Here is a 15,814-nt window from a genome sequence, read left to right on the forward strand (position 1 = left end):
ACCCCGGCTCGGGTTTCCCGCGCAAAACGGGTGACGGCGACGGCAGGGGATGACGGTGGAAGAGGGTCACGCCACAGTGCGCGCCATGACTCGCCTGCTCGAACGCCTCACCCCCTGCGGCCCCGTGGTCGATCCCAAGGCCGCCGAGCGGGCGCACGAGGCGATCACCCGGCGGGTCGGCGAGGCCGCGCCCCTGGTCGAGGCCGCCTGGCCGGCCCTGGCGCCGATCTTCGCCGCCTCGCCCTACCTGACCGGCCTGGCGCGCCGCGACGGCAAGCGCCTGCCCGCGATCCTGGACGGTGACCCCGAGGCGCGGCTGGGCCAGATCCTGGCCGCCGCCGAGGCCGTCGCCGCCGAGCCCGACTTCGAGGCCGCCCGCCGTCTGATGCGCGAGCTGAAGGCCGACCTGCACCTGCTGACCGCCCTGTGCGACCTCGGCGGGGTCTGGGACCTGGACGCGGTGACCGCCGCCCTGACCCGCTTCGCCGACGCGACCCTGCACGCGTCCCTGGCCCAGGCCGTGCGGCTGGAGGTGGCGCGCGGGGCCCTGACCCGCGTGGGCGAGGGCCCGGACGGCCCGGCCCCGGGCCTGTTCTGCGTCGCCATGGGCAAGCACGGGGCCTTCGAGCTCAACTATTCCAGCGACATCGACTTCTCGATCTTCTACGCGCCCGAGGCCCTGCCGGTCGCCGAGGGCGTCGAGCCGCAGGGCGTGGCGGTGCGCATCGCCAACCACCTGGGCCGGCTGCTGGCCGAGCGTACGGTCGACGGCTACGTGTTCCGCATCGATCTGCGCCTGCGTCCGGACCCGTCCTCGACCCCGCCGGCCATGCCGGTCGACGCGGCCCTCGACTACTACGAGAGCGTCGGCCAGAACTGGGAGCGGGCGGCGCACATCAAGGCGCGGATCGCGGCCGGCGACCGGGCCCGCGGCGAGGTGTTCCTGGCCGAGCTGCAGCCGTTCATCTGGCGCAAGAACCTCGACTTCGCGGCCATCGCCGACATCCACTCGATCAAGCGCCAGATCCACGCCTACAAGGTGGACGACCGGCTGACCGCCAAGGGGGCGGACCTGAAGCTGGGGCGCGGCGGCATCCGCGAGATCGAGTTCTTCGTCCAGACCCAGCAGCTGATCCTGGGCGGCCGCCATCCCGGCCTGCGCAGCCCTCGGACCCTCGACGCCCTGGCCGCCCTGTCGGACGCGGGGCATGTCACCCCCGAGGACCGCGACTACCTGACCAGGGCCTATCGCGACCTGCGCGCCCTGGAGCACCGGGCCCAGATGATCGCCGACGACCAGACCCACAAGCTTCCGGAGTCCGACGCCGACCGCAGGAAGGTGGCGGCCCTGTGGGGGCATGGCGCCCTGCGCAGCTTCGACGCGGTGGTCGGCCAGGTGCTCAAGGGCGTGAACCGCCGCTATGGCGCGCTGTTCAAGGGCGAGGAGGCGCTGTCCTCGCGGTTCGGCAGCCTGGTGTTCACCGGCGTCGAGGACGATCCGGAGACCCTGGCGACCCTGAAGCGCATGGGCTTTTCCCATCCCGAACGGGTGGCCGCCACCATCCGCGGCTGGCACCACGGTCATATCGCCGCCACCCGCACCGAGAGGGGCCGCGAGCTGTTCACCCGCCTGGCCCCGCGCCTGCTGGACGCCGCCAACGCCACCGGCGCGCCGGACGACGCCTTCAACCGGTTCGGCGACTTCTTCGCGGGGCTCAGCAGCGGCGTGCAGATCCAGTCGCTGTTCCTGGCCCAGCCGCGTTTGTTCGAGCTGATCGTCGAGGTCATGGCCTTCGCCCCGCGCCTGGCCAGCACCCTGGCCCGGCGGCCCACGGCCCTCGACGCCCTGCTCGACCCGGCCTTCTTCGGCCCCATCGAGATGCCCAGGGACGCCCCCTGGGACCCGGCCGACTTCGAGGGGGCGATGGACGCCGCGCGGCGGCTGTTCCGCGACCAGAGCTTCCGGATCGGCGTGCGGGTGATCAGCGGCACGGCCGGGGCCCGCGACGCCGGCGCCGCCTTCGCCGACCTGGCCGACCTGATCGTCGGCGGCCTGGCCCCGGCCGCCCTGGCCGAGGTCGAGCGGCTGGGCGGCGCCTTCCCGGGCCAGGTGGCGGTGGTCGCCCTGGGCAAGGCCGGCTCGCGCGAGATGACCGCCAAGTCGGACCTGGACCTGATGACGCTCTATGCGGCCGACGATCCAGCCGCCATGTCGGCGATCAAGGGCTGGGCCGCCGACAGCTTCTACGCCCGCTTCACCCAGCGCCTGACCTCGGCCCTGTCGGCCCCGACCGGCGAAGGCACGCTGTACGAGGTGGACCTGAAGCTGCGGCCCTCGGGCACCAAGGGGCCGGTGGCGGTCAGCTTCGCGGCCTTCGAGGACTATTACGAGCGCGAGGCCGAGACCTGGGAGCTGCAGGCTCTTACCCGCGCGCGAGTGATCTGGGCCTCGTCCCCCGCCTTCCAGACCCGCGCCGAGGCGGCGATCGCCGTCGCCCTGCGCCGGGCCCGCGACCCGGGCAAGACCGCCGTCGACGTGCTGGAGATGCGCCAGCTGATGGAGGACGAGCGGCCCGGCAAGGGCGACTGGGACCTGAAGCTCGCCCCCGGCGGCCTGGTCGACATCGAATTCGCCGCCCAGTTCCTGCAGCTGGCTCACGCGGCCGGCGGCGGGCCGCTGGCGCAGAACACCGGCGAGGCCCTGGCCGCCCTGGCGCGCGCGGGGCTTGGCGACGCGGCGGCCCTGGCGGCCCTGGAGGCGGCCTGGCGGCTGGAGCAGGACCTGTCGCAGCTGCTGAAGGTGGCGCTGGAGGACGGCCACCACCCCGACACCGAGCCCAAGGCGTTCCGGGCGCTGCTGGCCCGGGCCGGAGGCGTGCGCGAGTTCCGGTCGCTGAAGACCAAGCTGGCCAAGGCGAAGGTCGAGGCGCGAGCGGCGTTCGAGGCGGTGGTGAAGGCCTGACACCCGGAGGGGGCGCGCGTTCGTGCGACGAAGCGCGCCCCAAGCGTCCGGCTAGACCGTTTCCAGCTTTCGAGCGGCCGTCAGGTGCTTCACATAGGCCTCGTCGGTGGTGAAGGGGATCTCCTTCACGTCGATCAGCAGGCGCTTGTTCTGCCCGACGATCAGGATCTTGGGCAGGTAGAAGCCGCCGAACACGCCGTGGACGGCGTAGGGCGTCGTCCCCTGGCCCAGGGGACCGGTCCAACCCATCACGTCGATCGCCAGGCCGCCGACGAAATGGGGGTCGCGGACCAGCTGGATGCCGCTGGTGAAGTTGGGCGCGTGGCCCTTGACGTTGACGCTGAAGAAGCCCGGTTCGCGCAGGCCGGTCCAGACGTAGGTCGCCTCGGCCGTGTCGAAAGGCTCAGGACCATAGAAACCCATGACGCTCTCCCTGTGTCTCGAGTGGATCGTCCGCCGGCCGGCATGGACCGACGGAGGACGACGTCGCCGACGGTCGGCGGCGCTCGAGTGCGATCTATGCGCGAAATCGATCAAAATGCTAGTTAAAAGTGTATGGCGGCTTATCTCGCCTTTTTGGCGATCGCGCACGGCGCCGAGCGAGAACCGCCTTTGGCCTGTAACCATTGGACCGTTCAGGACGTATCTTCCAGGGTAGCCTCCCCGGAGCCCGCCATGCTGATCCGCCACGCCCCCGACCTGACCGACAACGACGTCACCGACCAGGCCCTGTACCTGCGGCGGCGCGAGTTCATCGGCGGGGCGGCGGGGCTGGGGCTGCTGGCGGCGGCCGGGACGGCCGGCGCGCGAGGCCTGGCCTACAAGCCGGGCTTCTCGACCACCGAGACGCCGACCCCGAAGAAGGACATCACCAGTTACAACAACTTCTACGAATTCGGGGTCAACAAGGACGACCCGTCCGAGAACGCCGGCGCGCTGAAGACCCGTCCCTGGACGGTCCGCGTCGACGGCGAGTGCGAAAAGCCGGCCAGTTTCGCCATCGACGACCTGATCAAGGGCCAGAAGCTGGAGGAGCGCATCTACCGCATGCGCTGCGTCGAGGGCTGGTCGATGGTGATCCCCTGGGTGGGTTTCCCGCTCAAGGACCTGCTGGCCCAGGTCAAGCCGACCTCCAAGGCCAAGTTCGTCGCCTTCGAGACCCTGATGCGGCCGTCCGAAATGCCCGGCCAGCGCTGGGACACCCTGCGGTGGCCCTATCGCGAAGGCCTGCGCATCGACGAGGCGGTCCACCCGCTGACGATCCTGGCCGTGGGCCTCTACGGCGACGTCCTGCCCAACCAGAACGGCGCGCCGCTGCGGCTGGTCGTGCCGTGGAAGTACGGCTTCAAGGGCGCCAAGTCGATCGTGCGGATCAGCCTGGTCGAGCGCATGCCGGCGACCGCCTGGAACCTGCTGGCCCCCCGCGAGTACGGCTTCTATTCCAACGTCAACCCGGCCGTGGACCATCCGCGCTGGTCGCAGGCCACCGAGCGCCGGATCGGCGAATTCCGCCGTCGCGAGACCCTGCCGTTCAACGGCTACGGCCAGTATGTCGCCGACCTCTATCGCGGCATGGACCTGAAGCGGGACTTCTGATGGCGCTGCGCGACCCCCTCAGTCGCTTCGCGCCAGCTCCCCCAAGGGGGGAGAATCTGGCTCGGCGTAGATCCTCCCCCTCTGGGGGAGGTGTCGGCAAAGCCGACGGAGGGGGCAGGCGCAAGCGCCCCTCGAAAACCCGGGACAACCTGGTCTACGCCGCCGTCTGGCTGGCCTGTTTCGCGCCGTTGGCCTGGCTGGCCTGGCGGGGGTTCAGCGGCGAGCTGGGCACCAATCCGATCGAGGCCGTGATCCGCCAGATCGGCGTCTGGGGCCTGCGCCTGCTGCTGGTCGGCCTGGCGATCACCCCGGCCGCGCGGATCCTGAAGAAGCCGCGCCTAGTCCGTTTCCGCCGCACCATCGGCCTGTTCGCCTTCAGCTATATCGGCCTGCACCTGCTGACCTATATCGGCGTCGACCTGTTCTTCGACTGGGGCCAACTGTGGAAGGACATCGTCAAGCGGCCGTTCATCACCCTGGGCATGGCCGGCTTCATACTGCTGGTCCCGCTGGCTGTGACCTCGACCAACGGCTGGGTGGTCCGCCTGGGGCGGGCCACCTGGCAGAAGCTACATTGGCTGATCTATCTGATCGTGCCGCTGGGCGTGGTCCACTACTACCTGCTGGTCAAGGCCGACCACCGGCCGCCGCTGGTCTATGCGGCGATCCTGGCGGTGCTGCTGGGCTGGCGGGTGTGGGACGCGTGGGAGCGGCGTCGCGCCAAGGCCTGAACGCTCCACGGTTGTCATCCCGGAAGCCTCGCAGAGGCTGTCCGGGATCCAGGAGACTGGGCGAAGGCGTTGCGTTCACCTGGATCCCGGACAGCGCTGCGCGCTTCCGGGATGACAGCGGTGAGAGAGCGTCAAAACATCTCCGCTTCCGGATCCCGCGTCTGATCGCGCATCCACCATCCGCCCAGCTTCGCGCCGCCGCAGGGGCCCTTCTGGGTCAGCACCACCTGGTCGGCGCTGAACGCCGCGTCCAGCCGGCAGGCGTCGGGACCCGTCCCGGTCAGCGGGAAGGCCACGACGGTCTGGCCGGGGACGACCTTCACCTTGGCGGTCTCGTCGGTGAAGCCCTGGGAGGCGTTCGCGTCGGTCAGCTGGTAGGCGAAGTCCAGGCCGGTCGGCGTGGCCTTGATGCGCAGGAAATCCTGGCCGCGCGCATAGATCCCGCTCAGCCGGAAGCCCGGGCTCCTCAGCACCGCGATGCGATCGGCATGGATGGTCCGCAGGCAGGACAGGGCGGTCCCGTCGTCCTCGCAAAGGATCCCGCCTCCGCTCATTCCCGGCGTCTCCAAGGCGCGCGAGCCCATCCAACCGCGCTGAGACATCTTCACATAGGCGGCGATCTGGCCGTCCCAGGCCTTCAGCGCCTCGCCATAGGCCTTGGCCAGATCCTCGTCCTGGTGCGACAGCTGCGGGTCCTTGCAGATCAGCTTCTCGACCTTGGTCCGGGCCTTGGCGCAGTCGAAGCTGGCGGCGGCGGCCAGCGACGGGGCCAGGGCGGCCAGCAGCAGGGCCGAAAGCGCGGCGAGACGGGTCATCACCTACTCCAAAAGATAGGGCGACTTGGCCGGATCGCGCCGGAACACCCGCGAATCCGTCCCCAGCGCGCAACGCTCGGTCTTCGGCGCCGACAGGGTCGCCACGTCCGGCGTGAAGGCCAGGACGCGCGGGCAGCCGGCGTCGTCGAAGCTCAACCTGCCCGACGCGTCGACGTCGCCCTTGGCCTGCAGCAGCATGTTCCCCTTGGGATCGGGGCAGATGTAGAGCTCGACATCGATACCGGCGTCCGGGTAGCCGGGCGTGACGTCCAGATAGACCCCGTCGTCCGGGCAGCGTCCGGCCACATAGCGGCCCATCCACTTCAGGCTGGGATGGGTCAGGAAGGTCAGGCGGCGCTGATAGTCCTGCCTCAGGCAGGCGATGTCGGCCTTGCAGATGGCGTTGCGATCCTTCAGCCACCCCCGCTGCTCGTTGCGGATGAAAGTCGACCAGTTCCCCGCCGGCCACAGGCCCTGGGCGGCCTTGAACGCCGCGGCCACCTGCTCGTCCAGCTTGGAGACCACGGCGTCCTTGCAGATCGCCTTCTCGGTGGGCGCGCCGGCCTTGGCGCAGTCGAAGCTGGCGGACCAGGTCGCCTCGGGCGCGGCGAGGAAGATCAGGGCGGCGACGCCGGCCCAACAGGCGATGCGAACCATTCGGAACCCTCCCGGATCGAGGCCCGGGCAAGGGTAACCGAGAACGACGTTATCCGATAGGCTTGGCCTTGGCGGCTTCCTTGGCCGCGTAGTCCTGGGCCTGGCGGACGATGCGCAGCACGTTGCCGCCCCAGATCGCCGCCACGTCGGCGTCGGTGTAGCCGGCCGCCTTCAGCCGGGCGGTGACCTTGGGCAGGTCGGCGACGTCCTCGAAGCCGATCACCCCGCCGCCGCCGTCCCAGTCGGCGCCGATCCCCACATGCTCGGGCCCGACCACCTTCAGGGTGTGGGTGAGGCTGGCCATGAAGTCCTCGAAGCTGGCGCGCACCGGCGGGAACTTCGCGTCGACCTCGGCGCGCTTCTTCAGATAGGCGACCATTTCGGCCTCGGTCGCCGTCTCGCTGTCGGGCGCGGTTCCCAGGGCCTTCAGGGCGGCCAGGCGCTCGGGGCTGGCGGCGGTGTTCTTCAGATAGACCGAGTTGATGCAGATCACCCCGCCGGCGTCGGCGATCTTCTTCAGCCGGCCGTCGTCCAGATTACGCGGATGGTCGTAGATCGCCTTGGCGCCCGAGTGCGAGGCGATGATCGGGACCTTCGACAGCTGCACGGCCTGGTCGACCACGTCGTCGGAGGCGTGGCTGACGTCGATCAATATGCCCAGCCGGTTGGCCTCGGCCAGCCAACGCAGGCCCAGCGGCGAGAAGCCGTGCCAGATCGGCTTGTCGGTCGAGCTGTCGGCGAACTGGTTGTTCTTGAAGTGCACCGGCCCGGCCATCCGCACGCCGGTCTTATAGAAGGTGTCCATCAGGGTGAGGTCCTCACCCATCGGCCAGCTGTTCTCCATGCTCTGGAAGACGAACTTCTTGCCGGCCTTGTTGATCCGCTCGGCGTCGTCGGCGGTGTAGGCCAGCTCGAACTTATCACCGTGGGCCGCGACCATCTCGCGGATCTGCGTGGCGCGCTCCAGGGCGAAGTCGCGGGCCTGGCGATAGCCTTCGGCGGTCAGGGCGCCCTGGGCCGTGTAGATCACGAAGAACCCGCCATCCAGGCCGCCGGCGTCCATGCGCGGCAGGTCGACCTGGGTGCCGTCGGCCCTGACCTCGTGCCGCTCGACCATGCTCCAACCCTGGCGGGCGAAGTGTTCGGGCGTGTCGAGGTGGGTGTCGAGCGTCAGGGCCTTCTCGTGCAGGGCGCGGTCGGCCTTGGAGACCGCGGCTTCGGCCGCCCGGCTCGCGAGAGGGACGGCGGCGGCGAGCAGGGCGGCGGAGCCGAGCAGGGCGGTCAGCAGGCGGGACATCTGGACTCCGACATGGCGTTTGGCGCGGCCACGCTCGGGGATCGGGGCGGCGGGGTCAAGGTGGAGGCGTCGCACTTGCCCCTACCTGACCGCTTCGCGGTCTGTCGCGGCGAGGGGGCGGAGCCTCGCGCTCTTCCCCCTATGGGGGAAGACGGCCGAAGGCCAGTAGGGGGCAAGTGTTCGCCGCACGAGCACCTGCCCCCTGTTCCTAGTAGAACGCCCCGTAGATGACGTCGTCGATCCGCCCGGTGCGGGTGTCGACCAACAGCAGGTCGGGGCCGTAGCGCACCCAGCGATAGCCCCACGGCGGACCCTCCAGGCCCATGCGCCAGTAGTCCTCGTAATAATAGCCCGGCGCCAGGAACAGCGCCGGCAGGATCAGGCCGACGGTCCAGCGCCGATAGCGATAGCCGCGCGGATAGCGCCAGCGCGGGCCCCGGATCGGCCGGAAGCCGGGCGGGCGTCCGGCGCCGGGGCGGTGCGGACCCAGCGGGGGCGGCGGGCGCGGTCTCGGCGGCGGGCGATGGCCGCCCGGTGGCGGACGGGGCCTGGGCGGCGGTTTTGGCGTCGGCCGAGGCGGCGGGCCGGGCGAAGGCCTCGACGGCGGGCCCGCGCCGGGACGCCCGCCGCCCGGATGGCCGCCGGGCCTGCCGTGCTGTTCGTTCGACTGGGCTAGGCCGACGCCCGGGATCAGAAGTCCCAGGACCGAGCCGAGGAGAAGACGTCGATTCATCGCGATCCTCCAGGAAGCCCCCCGGCTGTAACGCGACTATAGGCTGTATGCGGAAATCGGGAAGGGGCCGTCCCGCGCGCTCAGAACAGCCCCAACGCCTTGAAGCTGGCCACGCCGTCGCGGCCGACCACCAGATGGTCGTGGACGTTGATCTTCAGCGCCTTGCCGGCCTCGACGATCTGCTTGGTCATCTCGATGTCGGGCCGCGACGGGGTGGGGTCTCCACTGGGGTGGTTGTGCAGCAGGATGATGTTGCTGCTCGACAGCTCCAGCGCCCGGCGCATCACCTCGCGCGGATAGACCGGGGCGTGGTCGACCGTGCCGTGGTTCATCACCTCGTCGGCGATCAGCTGGTTCTTGTTGTCGAGGAACAGGACGCGGAACTGCTCGCGCGGCTCGTTGGCCAGGGCGACGCGGACATAGCCCAGCAGCGCCGTCCAGGACGAGATCACGGTCCGCTTGGCGATCTTGTCGCGGCCGGCCCGCAGGGCGGCCTCGTGCAGCAGCTTCAGGTCGATCGCGGCGCTCTCGCCGACCCCGGGCACGGTCTTCAGCTCCTCGATCGAGGCCGAGATCGTCGCCCCGAACGAGCCGAACCGGGCCAGCAGCGCCTTGGCCATCGGCTTGACGTCGCCGCGCGCGAAGGTGCGGAACAGGTACAGCTCCAGCAGTTCGTAGTCGGGCAGGGCGACGAGGCCGCCGGCCTTGGCCCGCTCGCGCAGGCGCTCGCGATGGCCCAGCTGGTGGGCGGCCGGACCCTTGGCCGGCCCACTGGCCGGTCCATTGGCCGGGGCGGCGTCGGCCACGCCCGGCGGGGTCGCCTTCAGTGATCTGCCGCTGACCATCGCGCCCCCGCCTTGCGAGAGCGAATTAGGTCAGATCAATTGGGGGTTGTCGAGTCTCAGCCGCCCTGGATCGCCGGCTGGAACAGGCCCTCCGGCGAGGCGGTGAACACCTCGTAGCCGTCCTCGGTCACGCCGATCGAGTGCTCGCACTGGGCCGACAGCGACTTGTCGCGGGTCACGGCCGTCCAGCCGTCGCCCAGCACCTTCACCGCCGGCTTGCCCAGGTTCACCATCGGCTCGACGGTGAAGAACATGCCCGGCTTCAGCACCGCGCCCTGGCCGGGGCGGCCGAAGTGCAGGATGTTGGGCGCGTCGTGGAACACCTTGCCCAGGCCGTGGCCGCAGAAGTCGCGCACCACGCTGCAGCGCTGGGCCTCGACATAGGACTGGATGGCGTGGCCGATGTCGCCCAGGGTCGCGCCCGGCTTCACCGCGTCCAGGCCACGCTTCATGCCCTCGTAGGTGATCTCGACCAGGCGGCGGGCGCGCGGGCCCACCTCGCCGACGCCGTACATCCGCGAGGTGTCGCCGTGCCAGCCGTCGACGATAGCCGTCACGTCGATATTGACGATGTCGCCTTCGCGTAGGCTCCACTCGCCGGGAATGCCGTGGCAGACCACGTGGTTGCGCGAGATGCAGACCGTCTTGGGATAGCCGCGATAGAACAGGCAGGCGGGCAGGGCGCCGTGGTCGAGGATGAACTCGCGGGCCAGGGTGTCCAGGTGGTCGGACGACACGCCGGGCTTCACGTGCGGGATCAGCATGTCCAGGCACTCGGCCGCCAACTTGCCGGCCTTGCGCATGCCCTCGAAGTCGGCGGGCTTGTGGATCTTGATCGCGCCGGTGCGGGTCTCGGCTTCGATCTCGACGGTGTCTTCGAGGGTCATGGCGGTTCTATCTCAAGCAGGCGGCGCATCTTGGCGGACGGCCGGGCGTACAAGTGTCTTCGAGGCGTATGTCGCAACGATAGCACGGAAGTTCAATGCTGGCGCGAGCCTAGCGATCCCAAGCGATGCGTCGGCTGATTCGTATGGCCCCGGTGCTCATCGCGCACGCATAGACCAGCACCTCCACGCCCGCGTCCGCCGCGCGCTCCAGGCCGGCGGCGAAGGCCGGGTCGAGGTCGGCGCAGGCGCGGAAACGGTCGCAGTCCTCGCGCTGGACCACGAACAGCGCCACGGCCCGGTGGCCCTCGCGCACCTGGGCGGCCAGGTCCTCCAGGTGGCGGGTCGAGCGAGCGGCCTTGCAGTCGGGGAACTCGGCCAGCGGCGGGGTGCGCGACAGGTGGACGTTCTTGACCTCCAGCCAACACGGCGGGCGGTCGGGGTCGGTCAGCAGGAAGTCGACGCGGCTGGCGGCGGCGTACTTCACCTCGGGCCGGATCGAGGCGTAGCCGGTCAGTTCCGGGATCCTCCCGCCGACCAGCGCCTCGGCCACCAGCTTGTTGGGCAGGTGGGTGTCAATGCCGACCTTCGTGAAGCTGCCCGATCCGTCGGGGACTTCGACAAGCTCCCAAGTGTAAGCGAGCTTTCGGTTGGGGTTCGGCGACTTCGACAGCCACACTTTCAAACCCGGCATGTTGACCCCGAGCATGGCTCCGGAGTTCGGGCAGTGGGCGGTGATGATCGAACCGTCATCAAGTTCGATGTCGGCCAGAAACCGCTTGTAGCGTTGGACTAGGCGGCCCGAGATGAGAGGGGAGGCGAAGTTCATTTTGGGCGCGACACTCGCTGGTTTGGCGGCCCCGATCGAGCGATGAAAGCCGAGATGGAAGCCTTTGATGACCATGGCGCAGCTTTGCTGCTAGGAACGCTGGAATGGAGAGTCAGAGCTTTTGTACTTTCGAGGCGGCTTGGAATCATTTCCACAGTGGTCACGCGCCCGTGTCCCACCTCATGCGCCATGCCGCGCTTGAGCACTGGCAACGCTTCCATTCGCTACCCAAGTCTAAGCGGTACCCAGAATCAAAAGCGGAGATGAGTAGGGTCATCACACGCGCCAACATGATGGCCTACGCCACCTTGGGGCGGGAGGACGCGTGGCTGGTAACGTCGGTTTTCGAGGATGACGACGACTGCATTTTTGAACCGCCGGGGCCAGACATCGAATGCTGGCTTCGGAGCCAAGAGCGCAGACAGAAAAGGCGCCTCCAACGCTACGCCATGCGACCTACTGGTATGTCTTTCCGCGAGGAAGGGGATGATGGCGTATTCGCGATCTACGCCGCGCCTGTTCGTTGGGGCGATCTTCGGTTTGTCCCGCTACTGAGAGAGATCGCCATGGATGCGGCTCAGAGTAGTTGGCTTTGGATGTCCAATCGCACGGGCGCGATCTTTGCACCCTATGACGGCGGCGCCGATCTCTTCCTACCTACCGCTGCTGAGGTTGTTCAGGCCCGGGCTCGATGGGCTGACTGGCTACCCGCCTCTGACCAGTGAGGATGCAACGCGTTACCCAATGCGCGTAACAGGTGGCAGCATGGTGTTGACGCCGACCAGGCCCCCTCCCTTCGAGATTTGGCCGTCCGGTCCCGCGGCCTCGACCAGGTGCAGCGTCCAGGCCAGCTTGCGCTTGAGATCGTCGGAGAACGACACCCACGCCCCCTGACCCGGCAGGTTCACCCCCAGCATGGCGCCGGAGTTGGGGTAGTGGGCGGTGATCTCGCGCCCGTCGTCCAGCACCAGGTCGACGAAGAAGCGCTTGTAGCGCTGGACGATCACGCCGCGCGTCAGGGGCTGGGGAAGAAGCATCAGGCGGGTCCATCTCACGTTTTGAGCTATGCACGGTTTCTCCGCCGCGATAGCGCTGCCGCGACTATTCGGGGGCGTGATGTACAAGCTTGGTCACGAAGTCGATGGGGAAGTGGTGGAGCACTCCCACCCCGCGCGCTTCATTCGACAAACCGTGGCCCCGGGCGAACCGGGACGAAGCCGATTGACGATCGGCGTGCCGGGAGGCGATCCGGCCGTGCTGGCCGCCTTGGCCTAGCAACTCGCCGCGCCCTTGCTGGTCCTCTACGTGCTGCACACCCCGCGTGGCGAGGGCGAGCCCGGCCGGTACGAAAGCGAACAGATCGACCACGCGGCGTTGCGCGCCTTTCTCGATCGATACGCGGCCTACCTGACGGGCGATGGTCGGTTCGATCTCTGGGTCATCTCACCGGAAACGGGGGCGCTGCTCGCCTGGGACCGGCACAATTTCCTGCACGCCTACGGTCCGATCGACCAATTCGCGGCGACGCTGAGGGCGCTCGGCTTTCAGGAGGGCGGCCTGCCGCCGCTGGACGGGCACATGCACTACTACCGCCCGGAGTTCGATCCAGAGGCCGAGGCGATCCTTTCGGCGTTCGACTGGCTTCGAAAGCCGCTGCGTCCCGAGGATGAGCAGTAGTGGCGCTGTCGGTTGCGGGCGACGCAAGGGCGGCTTAAGTCGGAGCGAACGCCAGGAGTCACCGCATGGTCGATCGTGTCACCGCCGCCGTCCTGATCATCGGCGACGAGATCCTGTCGGGCCGCACCCAGGACGTGAACCTCAACGCCATCGCCAAGTACCTGGCCACCTACGGCGTCGACCTCTGCGAGGCGCGGGTGGTGCCCGACGTCGAGCAGGAGATCGTCGATGCGGTCAACGCCCTGCGGACCCGGTACGACTACGTGGTCACCACCGGAGGCATCGGCCCCACCCACGACGATATCACCGCCGATTCGGTGGCCAAGGCGTTCGGGGTGACCGCGCCCGAGCATCCCGAGATCATGGCCATGCTGCGCGAGCGCTGGGGCGAGCCCAACGCCGCCCGCCGGCGCATGGCCCATGTTCCCGAGGGCGGGACCCTGGTGAAGAACCCGGTCCAGGGGCCGCCCGGCTTCCAGATCGGCAACGTCTTCGTGCTGGCCGGGGTGCCGGCGATCATGCGCGGCATGCTCGACGACGTCGGCCCGCGCCTGCGCACCGGGGCGGTGGTGATCAGCAAGACCGTCCGGGTCACCGGCACCGGCGAGGGCACGATCGCCGCGCCGTTGGAAGCGGTGGCCAAGGCCCATCCGGACCTGTCGATCGGCAGCTATCCGTTCTTCGCCCCGCCCGACGTCTACGGCGCCAGCCTGGTGATCCGCGGCCGCGACGCCGCCGAGGTCGACGCGGCGGTGGAGGCGCTGGTGGCGGCGCTGACCGAGGTCGGGGTGACGGGGATCGAGCAGATGGAGGCGGGGGCGGCTTAGGGAGAAACCTCCCGGTCCTCCTCCGTTGTCATCCCGGAAAGCGCGCAGCGCTTGTCCGGGATCCCGGACAGCCGCACCGCCTTCGCCCAGTCCCCTGGATCCCGGACAGCCTCTGCGAGGCTTCCGGGATGACAAGGTCGGGGCCTAAGCCACGTCGGCCGTGTCGTCCGGCTCGACCAGGGTCTTGGCGACGTTGAGGATCGCCTTGCGCCCTTTGGGCGTGGCCTGGCCGTAAGCGCGCAGCAGGTCGATGGCGCCCGGCGTCGAAAGCGCTGTCAGCATGGCCACGTCCTGCTCGGCCACCACGTCCTCGCCCACCAGGCTGCCGACCGTGGTCTGCAGCTTGGCGGCGATGCGCACCAGCATCGAGGCCGAGACCCGGTTGGTCCCGCGCTCGTATTTCTGGACCTGCTGGAAGGTCAGGCCCAGCACCTGGGCCAGCTCATCCTGGCTGATCTTCATGTGGCGTCTCTGGACCCGGATGCGGGTGCCCACCGCGACGTCGATAGGATCTGGACCAGTCGGCGTATTCAAAGCCGCCCCCCGCTGAAATGGCGATTTCGGAACTATCGGCTTGGCCTTGGCCAGCCGCAATGCATTCTTGCACCATGCGTGGCGCGTCGGGCGCGGCGACGATCGTTTCGAACGTGATGGACAGGCCTTCGACCCCCTCGGCGCCCAATATCGAACTGCTCACCCAGCGGGAGCGGGAGGCCCTGCGCTGGGTCGCGGAACATAGGCTTTCCAAGGAAATCGGCCCGCTGATGGGGGTTTCCAAGTCGCGCGCCGACGCTCTGGTCGAAAGCGCCTGCCGCAAGCTGGGCGTCAGCGGCCGGCGCGCGGCGGCCCGGATGCTGACCGCCCACGACCACGCCGCGCCGCCGACCGCCCGCGCGACACCGGGGAGTGATTCTCCGGGCTATGGGACTGAATCCCACAGCGACTCAATGGGACTGTCGCTGGTCCCGCCATCGCCGTCTGCTGCCGTCTCGACATTCCAAGAGACGGATCAAGACCGTGAACATGAGCGTGGTGAACGACAACGAAGCGACCAGCCTGGCGGGGACCCGCCTGGGCCTGCTGGTGCGCAAGGCGCTGCAGATCCGCGAGGCGGCGGCCAATTTCGACCGCGACTGGCCGCCGTTGGCGAACCGGCCGTCGATGCCGGTCTTCGCCTGGACGGAGCTGGAGCGCCAGCTGCTGAGCCTGGCGCCGGACGCCCTGGCGCCGATGGTCCGGGACCTGGTCTCGGCGGTGCGCAAGGAGGCCAGCCCCAAGCCGCCGGAGATGGTGCTGCGCGAGATCCTGATCGTCACGGCCACGGTCCTGGACGAGACCTTCCACGCGAAATGGCGCGAGGCCTGGGCGGAGGGCACGACCATGTCCTGAACCCCGCCGTCCGCCTGCTGCTCGTCCTCGCCATCGCCGCCGCCTGCAGCCTGCTGATCGGCGGCCTCCTGGGGACCCGGCAAGTCGCTCACTTCTTCCAAGTCCTGCGCTACGGCTGACCCTCGGGGCTGAACCCCGCGACGGGCGCCGGGCGTCCGTCATCAGCAACGCGCCCTCGGGCGCTGGGGGAGCACGTCACATGAAGCGTCGCATCGTCGCCGAGCAATTGGCCAACTGTCTGTTCACCACCGAAGAGGCCGTGGACACCACCCTGGCCCTGATGGGCGACCTGATCGCCGCCATGCCGCGCGCCCGGCTCGAGGCGGGCCTGGCCGCCGGCGTCGGCCAGCAGGCCGTCGACCGCGTGCTGGAGGCCGCCTCCGGCATGGCCAGCGCCCGCCGCTCGCTGATCGCCGCCCACGAGGCCCTGGCCGAGGCCAAGGACCAGGTCGGGCTGCGCCGAGTCACTCTGGTGGGCGGCGGCGACAAGAGCACGGGCGATCTCCCGCGCACCGGCCACCTGCAGGAGGTCAAGAGCGCCTGACCGCCCGCGAGGCCCCTTGGCGGGGCCT

The 15,814-nt window shown here is 69.3% G+C and carries 18 protein-coding genes and 2 pseudogenes; 10 read left to right on the forward strand and 10 right to left on the reverse strand.

What is annotated here, in order from left to right; genetic code table 11:
- Positions 1-85: 85 nt before the first annotated feature.
- Entirely contained in the window at positions 86-2,962 is a 2,877-nt protein-coding gene (locus BM066_RS04380; protein ID WP_177218374.1) for a bifunctional [glutamine synthetase] adenylyltransferase/[glutamine synthetase]-adenylyl-L-tyrosine phosphorylase, read from the forward strand.
- A gap of 51 nt (positions 2,963-3,013) precedes the next feature.
- On the opposite strand, the gene BM066_RS04385 is transcribed toward BM066_RS04380, so the two are convergent.
- Positions 3,014-3,385: a hypothetical protein gene (locus tag BM066_RS04385; protein ID WP_089924525.1), complete on the reverse strand. Its 372-nt coding sequence runs from the start codon at positions 3,383-3,385 to the stop codon at positions 3,014-3,016.
- Between the two features lie 252 nt (positions 3,386-3,637).
- Between BM066_RS04385 and msrP the strand changes: the two genes are divergently transcribed.
- Both msrP and msrQ read left to right on the forward strand, forming a co-directional pair.
- Complete coding sequence (gene msrP, locus BM066_RS04390; protein WP_089924529.1) at positions 3,638-4,558, forward strand: protein-methionine-sulfoxide reductase catalytic subunit MsrP; 921 nt, start codon at positions 3,638-3,640, stop codon at positions 4,556-4,558.
- Complete coding sequence (msrQ, locus tag BM066_RS04395; protein WP_089924531.1) at positions 4,558-5,289, forward strand: protein-methionine-sulfoxide reductase heme-binding subunit MsrQ; 732 nt, start codon at positions 4,558-4,560, stop codon at positions 5,287-5,289. The genes msrP and msrQ overlap by 1 nt, the downstream gene beginning before the upstream one ends.
- A 131-nt stretch (positions 5,290-5,420) precedes the next feature.
- Here msrQ and BM066_RS04400 read toward each other — a convergent pair whose 3' ends face one another.
- The 7 genes from BM066_RS04400 to sfsA all read right to left on the reverse strand — a co-directional run bounded on the left by BM066_RS04400 (position 5,421) and on the right by sfsA (position 11,349).
- On the reverse strand, positions 5,421-6,104 hold the full coding sequence (locus BM066_RS04400) for a lysozyme inhibitor LprI family protein (RefSeq protein WP_089924534.1): 684 nt from the start codon (positions 6,102-6,104) through the stop codon (positions 5,421-5,423).
- 3 nt (positions 6,105-6,107) lie between these two features.
- The gene (locus tag BM066_RS04405; RefSeq protein WP_089924536.1) at positions 6,108-6,761 is read right to left on the reverse strand and encodes a lysozyme inhibitor LprI family protein; all 654 of its coding nucleotides are present in this window, start codon (positions 6,759-6,761) and stop codon (positions 6,108-6,110) included.
- 49 nt (positions 6,762-6,810) lie between these two features.
- On the reverse strand, positions 6,811-8,058 hold the full coding sequence (locus BM066_RS04410) for a dipeptidase (RefSeq protein ID WP_089924538.1): 1,248 nt from the start codon (positions 8,056-8,058) through the stop codon (positions 6,811-6,813).
- A 208-nt stretch (positions 8,059-8,266) separates the two neighbouring features.
- Positions 8,267-8,791, reverse strand: coding sequence for an RcnB family protein (locus BM066_RS04415; RefSeq protein WP_089924541.1), 525 nt, complete (start codon positions 8,789-8,791; stop codon positions 8,267-8,269).
- Positions 8,792-8,871: 80 nt separating this feature from the next.
- Positions 8,872-9,636: a RadC family protein gene (radC, locus tag BM066_RS04420; protein WP_089924544.1), complete on the reverse strand. Its 765-nt coding sequence runs from the start codon at positions 9,634-9,636 to the stop codon at positions 8,872-8,874.
- Between the two features lie 56 nt (positions 9,637-9,692).
- A complete protein-coding gene (gene map / locus BM066_RS04425) occupies positions 9,693-10,523 on the reverse strand; it encodes a type I methionyl aminopeptidase (protein ID WP_089924546.1) in 831 nt (276 codons plus the stop codon).
- A 109-nt stretch (positions 10,524-10,632) separates the two neighbouring features.
- Positions 10,633-11,349: a DNA/RNA nuclease SfsA gene (gene sfsA / locus BM066_RS04430; protein WP_089924639.1), complete on the reverse strand. Its 717-nt coding sequence runs from the start codon at positions 11,347-11,349 to the stop codon at positions 10,633-10,635.
- A gap of 104 nt (positions 11,350-11,453) precedes the next feature.
- Here sfsA and BM066_RS04435 point away from each other — a divergent pair, with 104 nt between their 5' ends.
- On the forward strand, positions 11,454-12,074 hold the full coding sequence (locus BM066_RS04435) for a DUF3885 domain-containing protein (RefSeq protein WP_143093647.1): 621 nt from the start codon (positions 11,454-11,456) through the stop codon (positions 12,072-12,074).
- Positions 12,075-12,107: 33 nt separating this feature from the next.
- On the opposite strand, the pseudogene BM066_RS04440 reads toward BM066_RS04435, so the two are convergent.
- Positions 12,108-12,386 (reverse strand): annotated as a pseudogene (locus BM066_RS04440) (DNA/RNA nuclease SfsA); the annotation flags it as partial.
- 253 nt (positions 12,387-12,639) lie between these two features.
- On the opposite strand from BM066_RS04440, the gene BM066_RS04445 reads away from it, so the two are divergent.
- A complete protein-coding gene (locus BM066_RS04445) occupies positions 12,640-13,026 on the forward strand; it encodes a hypothetical protein (protein ID WP_089924552.1) in 387 nt (128 codons plus the stop codon).
- Positions 13,027-13,091: 65 nt separating this feature from the next.
- Positions 13,092-13,853 carry a competence/damage-inducible protein A gene (locus tag BM066_RS04450; RefSeq protein WP_089924555.1) on the forward strand — a complete coding sequence of 254 codons (762 nt, stop codon included), beginning with the start codon at positions 13,092-13,094 and terminating at the stop codon, positions 13,851-13,853.
- 144 nt (positions 13,854-13,997) lie between these two features.
- On the opposite strand, the gene BM066_RS04455 is transcribed toward BM066_RS04450, so the two are convergent.
- Entirely contained in the window at positions 13,998-14,348 is a 351-nt protein-coding gene (locus tag BM066_RS04455) for a helix-turn-helix domain-containing protein (RefSeq protein ID WP_255367470.1), read from the reverse strand.
- Between the two features lie 155 nt (positions 14,349-14,503).
- Between BM066_RS04455 and BM066_RS27320 the strand changes: the two are divergent.
- From BM066_RS27320 to BM066_RS04470, 4 genes and pseudogenes are all read left to right on the forward strand, one after another.
- Positions 14,504-14,695, forward strand: a pseudogene (locus BM066_RS27320) (LuxR C-terminal-related transcriptional regulator); the annotation flags it as partial.
- Positions 14,696-14,876: 181 nt separating this feature from the next.
- Complete coding sequence (locus tag BM066_RS04465) at positions 14,877-15,242, forward strand: hypothetical protein (RefSeq protein WP_018061035.1); 366 nt, start codon at positions 14,877-14,879, stop codon at positions 15,240-15,242.
- Positions 15,203-15,361, forward strand: coding sequence for a hypothetical protein (locus tag BM066_RS26340; protein WP_177218370.1), 159 nt, complete (start codon positions 15,203-15,205; stop codon positions 15,359-15,361). The genes BM066_RS04465 and BM066_RS26340 overlap by 40 nt, the downstream gene beginning before the upstream one ends.
- Positions 15,362-15,441: 80 nt before the next feature.
- A complete protein-coding gene (locus BM066_RS04470; protein WP_089924558.1) occupies positions 15,442-15,786 on the forward strand; it encodes a hypothetical protein in 345 nt (114 codons plus the stop codon).
- The last annotated feature ends 28 nt before the right edge of the window (positions 15,787-15,814 follow it).

The sequence above is a fragment of the Caulobacter sp. UNC279MFTsu5.1 genome, from assembly GCF_900114015.1.
GTDB lineage: Bacteria > Pseudomonadota > Alphaproteobacteria > Caulobacterales > Caulobacteraceae > Caulobacter.

Coding starts and splice junctions, on each gene's coding strand:
- BM066_RS04470 (WP_089924558.1), top strand. CDS start 15,442: ATGAAGCGTCGCATCGTCGCCGAGCAATTGGCCAACTGTCTGTTCACC.
- BM066_RS04380 (WP_177218374.1), top strand. CDS start 86: ATGACTCGCCTGCTCGAACGCCTCACCCCCTGCGGCCCCGTGGTCGAT.
- BM066_RS04410 (WP_089924538.1), bottom strand. CDS start 8,058: ATGTCCCGCCTGCTGACCGCCCTGCTCGGCTCCGCCGCCCTGCTCGCC.
- BM066_RS04465 (WP_018061035.1), top strand. CDS start 14,877: ATGAGCGTGGTGAACGACAACGAAGCGACCAGCCTGGCGGGGACCCGC.
- BM066_RS04405 (WP_089924536.1), bottom strand. CDS start 6,761: ATGGTTCGCATCGCCTGTTGGGCCGGCGTCGCCGCCCTGATCTTCCTC.
- map (WP_089924546.1), bottom strand. CDS start 10,523: ATGACCCTCGAAGACACCGTCGAGATCGAAGCCGAGACCCGCACCGGC.
- msrP (WP_089924529.1), top strand. CDS start 3,638: ATGCTGATCCGCCACGCCCCCGACCTGACCGACAACGACGTCACCGAC.
- sfsA (WP_089924639.1), bottom strand. CDS start 11,349: ATGAACTTCGCCTCCCCTCTCATCTCGGGCCGCCTAGTCCAACGCTAC.
- BM066_RS04435 (WP_143093647.1), top strand. CDS start 11,454: ATGGAGAGTCAGAGCTTTTGTACTTTCGAGGCGGCTTGGAATCATTTC.
- radC (WP_089924544.1), bottom strand. CDS start 9,636: ATGGTCAGCGGCAGATCACTGAAGGCGACCCCGCCGGGCGTGGCCGAC.
- BM066_RS04450 (WP_089924555.1), top strand. CDS start 13,092: ATGGTCGATCGTGTCACCGCCGCCGTCCTGATCATCGGCGACGAGATC.
- msrQ (WP_089924531.1), top strand. CDS start 4,558: ATGGCGCTGCGCGACCCCCTCAGTCGCTTCGCGCCAGCTCCCCCAAGG.
- BM066_RS04400 (WP_089924534.1), bottom strand. CDS start 6,104: ATGACCCGTCTCGCCGCGCTTTCGGCCCTGCTGCTGGCCGCCCTGGCC.
- BM066_RS04415 (WP_089924541.1), bottom strand. CDS start 8,791: ATGAATCGACGTCTTCTCCTCGGCTCGGTCCTGGGACTTCTGATCCCG.
- BM066_RS26340 (WP_177218370.1), top strand. CDS start 15,203: ATGGCGCGAGGCCTGGGCGGAGGGCACGACCATGTCCTGAACCCCGCC.
- BM066_RS04385 (WP_089924525.1), bottom strand. CDS start 3,385: ATGGGTTTCTATGGTCCTGAGCCTTTCGACACGGCCGAGGCGACCTAC.